Origin of the sequence: Vibrio sp. 10N.247.311.13 (genome assembly GCF_041467595.1) — a bacterium.
GTDB classification, from domain to species: domain Bacteria; phylum Pseudomonadota; class Gammaproteobacteria; order Enterobacterales; family Vibrionaceae; genus Vibrio; species Vibrio crassostreae_C.
In genome coordinates this window covers 1-1138 of sequence record NZ_JBFSUX010000144.1, presented here as the reverse complement: position 1 = coordinate 1138, position 1138 = coordinate 1, and the positions used below count along the sequence as shown (strand labels likewise).

At 49.3% G+C, this 1138-nt stretch carries 1 protein-coding gene; it reads left to right on the top strand.

Annotation, left to right across the window (positions count from 1 at the left end):
* The coding region (locus tag AB6E52_RS23080; RefSeq protein ID WP_372189997.1) for a tandem-95 repeat protein at positions 1 to 1138 on the top strand (1138 nt) is incomplete at both ends.

The following is a 1138-nucleotide window of genomic DNA, read 5'->3' as shown; positions in this document are numbered from 1 at the left end:
GACGGCAGCTTCACGATTACGCCAGATGAGAACTTCAATGGTGACATCGATATCAGCTTCGATATCTCAGATGGTACCAATACGGTTCAAGCTTCTGCAGACCTAACCGTTAACCCAGTAAATGATTTGCCAGTACCTCAAGATCAACAGTTCAGTGTTGAAGAAGATGGAACGCTTATCTTCACCGATGCAGGCCTATTAACAGGCGCTACTGACATTGAAGGCGACAACCTAACGGTTGAAGGTGTGACCTACGATGGCGGCGACGGTATCTTGACCGACAACGGCAACGGGACTTACACCTTTGCGCCGAATGAAAACTTCAATGGTGACGTAAACTTCGGCTTCGATGTCTCTGACGGCACCGATACGGTGTCAGCAAACATCGACGTGAGCGTAACAGCGGTTGATGATGCGCCAGTGTCTGGCGACCTAGCGTACTCAATCGACGAAGATGGTTCTATCCGTCTAAGTCAAGAGCAACTGTTATCACAAGCATCTGATGTGGAAGGCGATGACCTTACTGCTAGCGGCCTAACGGTTAGTGGTGATGCAACCGTTACTCAAAACGATGACGGCAGCTTCACGATTACGCCAGATGAGAACTTCAATGGTGACATCGATATCAACTTCGATATCTCAGATGGTACTAACACCGTTCAAGCTTCAGCTGACCTAACCGTTAACCCAGTTAACGACCTGCCAGTCCCTCAAGATCAACAGTTCAGCGTTGAAGAAGATGGCACGTTGATCTTCACCGATGCTGACCTGTTAACCGGTGCTACTGATATTGAAGGTGACAACCTAACGGTTGAAGGTGTGACCTACGATGGCGGTGACGGTATTCTTACCGACAACGGTAATGGTACATACACCTTTGCGCCAAATGAGAACTTCAATGGCGACGTAAACTTCGGCTTCGATGTCTCTGACGGCACCGATACGGTCTCTGCGAACATCGATGTAAGTGTGACTGCGGTTGATGATGCGCCTGTGTCTGGTGACCTAGCGTACTCAATCGACGAAGATGGTTCGATTCGTCTAAGTCAAGAGCAGCTGCTTTCTCAAGCATCAGATGTGGAAGGCGATGACCTTACGGCTAGCGACCTTACGGTTGGTGGAGATGCGACGGTTGTAG